This window comes from Methylobacterium sp. GC_Met_3 (assembly GCF_026540775.1).
In the GTDB taxonomy this organism is placed as follows: Bacteria; Pseudomonadota; Alphaproteobacteria; order Rhizobiales; family Beijerinckiaceae; genus Methylobacterium.
The window spans coordinates 1-5,569 of the sequence record NZ_JALNUL010000107.1 but is presented as its reverse complement, the minus strand read 5'-3'; the positions used below and the strand labels follow the sequence as shown (position 1 = coordinate 5,569).

Sequence of the window (5,569 nt, the reverse complement as noted above, 5' to 3'; positions counted from 1 at the left end):
CTCTAAGGGCCCGTTCGCTACACTACCGAATGGCACGAAAATGCCATGGTGAAGCCAACCTAGAGCACCTAACAAAACCATCCTTCGATGAAGCGCCAAACGATGAGGTCAGCAGCCAGCGTCGAGAAGGCGAGATGGATGTCGGCTCGTCGCTCATAGCGAATGGCGAGGCGACGGAACTGGGCGAACCACTCCAGCGTGCGCTCGACGACCTGCCTGCGACGTCCCAGCCGCTGGCTGCTCTCGATCCCGCGCCGGGCGATGCGGGGCTGGATGCGGCGGCGGGTCAGCGCCTGACGACAGCGGCGGTGGTCGTAGGCCTTGTCGGCGTGCAACTTTGAGGGCCGCTTGCGCGGCGGTCCCCAGCATGACCGGATCGGCGGGACGGCATCCACGACCACGTCCAGCATCCGGCTGTCATGGACGTTCGCCCCCGTCAACTTCAGCGCGAGGGGGATGCCCTTCGCATCGGTGACGATGTGGCGCTTCGTACCCGGCTTGCCCCGATCGGTTGGGTTCGGGCCCGTCGCCGGGCCCCCCTTTTGGCGGCGATCGAGGCGCTGTCGAGGAAAGCTCGACTGAAGTCGATGCCGCTCTGGCGACCGAGCCGGTCGAGCAGCGCGTGCTGCAGACGGTCCCACACTCCGGCCTTCTGCCAATCCCGCAAGCGCCACCAGCAGGTCATCCCCGAACCGCAGCCCATCTCCTGAGGCAGCAACTCCCAGGGCGTGCCCGAGCGCAGCACGAACAGGATCCCCGTCAGTGCCGCGCGGTCGGAGGTTCGAGGCCGACCGCCCTTCGGACACGTCGAAATACCCCCTTCTATACGGGGCGGTGTCGTGATTCCCTGATGCTGTTGGCGTTGGGGAGGCTCGGATGGGTCAGCCAGGGTTCTTCGATCTGGATGAGCGCTATCAGCGTCTGTCGGAGAACGGCAACCCGCTGGTGAAGCTGGCGGCCTTGATCGACTTCGAGGCTTTCCGCCCGAAGTTGGCCACCGCATTGAAGCGGTCCGATGGGTCGAAGGGGGGACGCCCGCCCTACGACCCGGTCCTGATGTTCAAGATCCTGATCCTGCAGACACTCTATACGCTGTCGGACGACGCCACCGAGTTCCAGATCCGGGATCGGCTCTCGTTCATGCGCTTCCTCGGTCTCGGCTTCGAGGATGGCGTGCCCGACGCCAAAACGGTGTGGCTGTTCCGGGAGCACCTGACCCGAGCCGGCGCGATCGACGAACTGTTTGCCGCCTTCGACGCTTGGTTGAAGGGCAAGGGTTACCTGGCGATGTCGGGCCAGATCATCGATGCCCCGATCATCGCGGCTCCGCGTCAGCGCAACACCGATGCGGAGAAGGCGGCTCTGAAGGAGGGCAAGATCCCGGACGCGTGGGCGGCCAAGCCGAAGAAGCTGGCGCGAGACGAGACCGCGATGCCCGCTGGACCCTGAAGCGGGCCAAGGCGCGGCCGGCAAAGGCGGACGGCACCAAGGCCAAGGTCGAGATCGCCGTTCCGATGTTCGGGTACAAGACGCACGTCTCGATCGACCGCAAGCACGGGTTCGTCCGCCGCTTCACCGTCACCAGCGCGGCCGCCCACGACGGAGCGCAACTGGCCAACGTCCTCGACGCGACCAACACGGCGAGCGACGTCTGGGCCGACACCGCCTACCGCTCGAAGACCAACGAAGCCCGCCTGACCAAGCATGGCAGACGCGCAAAGATCCAATTCAGACGGCAGCCCGGCCACGACCTGACGCCCGCACAGCGCAAGGCCAACCGCGCCCGCTCCAAGGTCCGCTCGGCCGTCGAGACGGTCTTCGCCGGCCAGAAGCACCGCTTCGGCCTGTTCGTGCGCACCATCGGTCTGGCCCGAGCCCGGACCAAGATCGGGCTCGCCAACCTGGCCTACAACCTCAAGCGCTTCCTCTGATCGAAGCCCGGCCGGTGGCGGCCTGAGGCAACCTCGGAATGGGCTCTTGAGCCCTTCACGACCACCGCCAGGCTGCCAGAACGTCAGTCCGTGCCTGCCAAAGCTGCGGCCGTCGTCAAACAGACAGCCAAACCCCGCAATTGCGCAGTTCTTCGAGGTGTCCCTTCGGCTTGGCCCGTTCAGGCGGCAGCAGCGGCGCGATCTCGGCCCACAGGCCATCGGGAAGCAGTGGTCTCGCCATCTCCACTCAACGCGCCAAACCCGGTTTTGTTAGCGGCTCTAAGACTTTGAACTCGCAGATACACTCAAGACACACGTCGTCCGCGGTCATTTCAGCAAGCGGACGTTTGGGAGCGGAGTGCTACTGCGGCACTGAAAGTACTGGTCATCCTCGCGCGATTCCTTCCCTTAAAAATTGACGTGCATGGAATCTTGACACGCGATTGAGAAGGCCGCCGACCAGGGTGAGATGACGTGATTCGATCATATCGATCGCATTCAGTACGTCGGTATCTGTCGTGCTCTCCGCGTCGATCACTAGAACAATGTCGACACTCAGATCGTCCGTAAGCAGCTGAGTCGACGGATTGTCGAAAGGTGGAAGATCTAAAATCACCAAGTGATCCGACGCGGCTGAATTTATGAACCGACCAAAGTCTGCGAACGGAATCTCGATGCGCGGATCTTTGTCTGGAGCTGCATTGCCAAATTCGATGCCGGTCGCGTTTAAGTCGCCTCGCATCCACTCAAACTCACCGGGATGAGTCGCGCGATCGGAGCTCGCGCCCGAATTGTAAACTAGTTCAAACATCAACTTTCTCTGGTTGAACCGGAATAATAGGACCGATCCAGTCTCTTTAGCCATTTCAAGCGAAAATGCCTTCGCGATGAAGCTTGTTCCTGAGCCTGCCGCCCAAGCCGCAAATCCAACTGGTCTTAAATTTCCTTTTCTACGTCGCATCAGCAGTATGCTGATGAGAACGTCGAATATGAAATCTCTCCTCTTTCTACCGCCGACAAATCGGGTACGATCCACACTGCGCGCGATCCCCAAGCAATGGAGCGGGAAGCGCCGTGTCAACCCCTCCGGCGTTCTGACAACGCGATCACTGCTGAGCACATAGATGGATGATAAAGCAATCAAAAGTGTAACAGACGATATTGCTAAAGCGAAGATTAGATTTGTCTGCGGAGCAGACTTCGCCAACGGCACTGAGGCCGCGCCGATGATGCGTGCATCCGCTTCTGGGAATTCCTCATTCGGGGCGATGCCACTTTTCATCGCTTCGACCAGATCCTGGGAATGCTTCGTCCTATCCGCCAGCCGACGCTGTAAGATTTCGTCGTCGCGCTGACCGGACAATACCAAGTCGCGAATGTAGGCTGCAGTGATAGCATTGGCAAAGTAGGCCGCTAGGGACGGCGATGGCGCTCTGAAGCCTATTTCAGTCACGTAGGAGAGACCGAGGCGGCGCACGCCGACGCGATTGCTAAAATCCGCGAAAGCGCGCTCCCTCAGAATCTGTGCGGCTTCGGGCGCACTCCCTGATTCGTTAGAATTTTCGCTCGTAGCTTGTTTGGCGTTAGGAGCCTTTAAATACGAATTAACTATATCTTCTAACTGACCCCTTACGCCTTTTCCTAAATTATTCTGGGTATACATTTGATAAACATTCAACGTATCAAATACGAACCTAAGCAATCGTTCGGATTTGATGACCTGAATCCTGGTGTCTGCCTGCGCCGAGTCAAGCGCAGTTACAGCAAAATCCCCTGCTACTTCGCGAACCCCACCTCTCTGCGGAAGCAATACGATTTGGGTGAATGATGTGAATTCCAACGGTGCGACGGACGTGTAGGTCCAGACCAGCAGCAGAACCGAAGCATAAACAAGGGCGATGCCCTTCCAACGTGTTCTAAGAAGATGCCACAGTTCCTTGAGCTCGAATAGCTTCTTTTCAGAAGGAATGGGACTGTATGGTCTTTTTTCGCCGCCGGGCAAAAAAGAACTGTCTCCAGGAATCAGTTCTCTCGTCGACATATTCATTAGGCCCTACGTTTTTATGGCGTAATACACTGACCCGATTGACAGTATCGTGCTCTACATATCTTCGTCCGATATCGAAATTTCAGGCTGGTAATTACCTTGAGGCGGCGTCACCATGTTTCAGCTCATGCTATAGGTTAGAAAATTGCCGATCCTGGGCTTTTCAACTCTCAAGAGTTTTTCGAACATGCAACTTATTAACCTAGTTCTTGGCTACGCGTCGCAACGAAGTTCATTGGCGCGCAACATACCTTCTCGCATATCAATTTTGCCTCTGCAACGGCCGACTCGAGGCAGTGAACCGGCGACATGAATGCGCCTTTGCGGCGCAGATGATGCCGTGCTGTGGGCCAGAGCGTTTGTGAATCTGTTTAGCGTAGGGAGTCATAGCGGTGCCGACGACACAGCCGTGACTCACGACATCTATAGGAGGAGCGGATAGATTTGTTCTAGTGCACTGACTCAGACGGATGGTTCAGGGGCTCGATTGAGGGCGTCGAAGATGGCGGCGGCGGGCTTGGTCCAGACGAGGGGTCGTGGGCTTTGGTTGTGCTCGGCGATGTAGCGTTTGATGGCGGCCTGTAGGTCGACGATGCCGGTGAAGGTGCCCCGTTGGAGACGGCGGCGCGTCAGCGTGGAGAAGAAGCCCTCGACGGCCTTGAGCCAGGAAGCCGAGGTCGATGTGAAGTGGAAGGTCCATCGTGGGTGGCGGGTGAGCCAGGCGCGAACCTTCGGGTGCTTGTGGCTGCCGTAATTGTCGAGCACCACGTGGATCGCCTTGCCCGCTGGGACTGCCGCCTCGACGGTGTTGAGGAAACGGATGAACTCACCGTGGCGATGGCGCCGCATGCAGCGGCCGAGCACGGTGCCTTCCAGGATGTCGAGGGCGGCAAACAACGTCGTGGTGCTGTGGCGGGTTTAGTCGTGCGTCTGAGCAGCGGGATGCCCGGGCCCGAGCGGCTGGTCGGGACGGGTTCGCTCCAGGGCCTGGATCTGGGACTTTTCGTCGATGGACAGCACGACGGCGTGGGCGGGCGGTTGCATATAGAGACCGACCACATCCTCGACCTTCTCGGCGAAGGCCGGGTCGTGGGAGCGCTTGAAGGTCCGCACCCGATGCGGTTGCAGGCGGTGCTCCTGCCAGATCCGCTGCACGGAGCGGAGTGAGATGCCGGTCCGCGCAGCGACGGCGCGGCCGGTCCAGTGCGTGACCTCGTCCGGCGGTTCCGAACACGTCAGCGCCAGCACCTTCGCCACGGTGCGGGTGGAATGCGGCGGGGTGCCGGGTGGGCGGGTCTTGTCCCGCAGCAGGCCCTCAACGCCCTCCTCGGCAAAGCGCTGCTGCCAGCGCCAGACTGCGGGCCGGCTGACGCCGGCCTGCCGAGCCACGTCCTGCACGCTCAAGCGTTCGAACGAGAGCAGGACGATGCGCGCCCGCAGGATGTGCTTGAGCGGGCGGGATCGGTCTCCGGCGATCGTGGACAACGCTAACTTGGTGGCGTCGTCGAGGAGCACGCAGACGGTCTGAGCCATCGCCCAGACTCGCATGCATCACCCCCTGTGTGAATCCTCTGACCGCATCAGTGCACTA

The 5,569-nt window shown here is 60.1% G+C and carries 1 protein-coding gene and 3 pseudogenes; 1 reads left to right on the top strand and 3 read right to left on the bottom strand.

Going from position 1 to position 5,569, the window contains the following annotated elements; translation table 11 throughout:
* Nucleotides 1–68 precede the first annotated feature (68 nt).
* Nucleotides 69–802, bottom strand: a pseudogene (locus OXS27_RS31490) (IS5 family transposase); the annotation flags it as partial.
* 74 nt (nucleotides 803–876) lie between these two features.
* On the opposite strand from OXS27_RS31490, the pseudogene OXS27_RS31485 reads away from it, so the two are divergent.
* Nucleotides 877–1,931: pseudogene (locus OXS27_RS31485) on the top strand (IS5 family transposase).
* 385 nt (nucleotides 1,932–2,316) lie between these two features.
* Here OXS27_RS31485 and OXS27_RS31480 read toward each other — a convergent pair.
* Together OXS27_RS31480 and OXS27_RS31475 are read right to left on the bottom strand one after the other, a co-directional pair.
* A complete protein-coding gene (locus tag OXS27_RS31480) occupies nucleotides 2,317–3,978 on the bottom strand; it encodes a Wzz/FepE/Etk N-terminal domain-containing protein (RefSeq protein WP_267361587.1) in 1,662 nt (553 codons plus the stop codon).
* 462 nt (nucleotides 3,979–4,440) lie between these two features.
* A pseudogene (locus tag OXS27_RS31475) lies at nucleotides 4,441–5,511 on the bottom strand (IS630 family transposase).
* Between the last annotated feature and the right edge of the window lie 58 nt (nucleotides 5,512–5,569).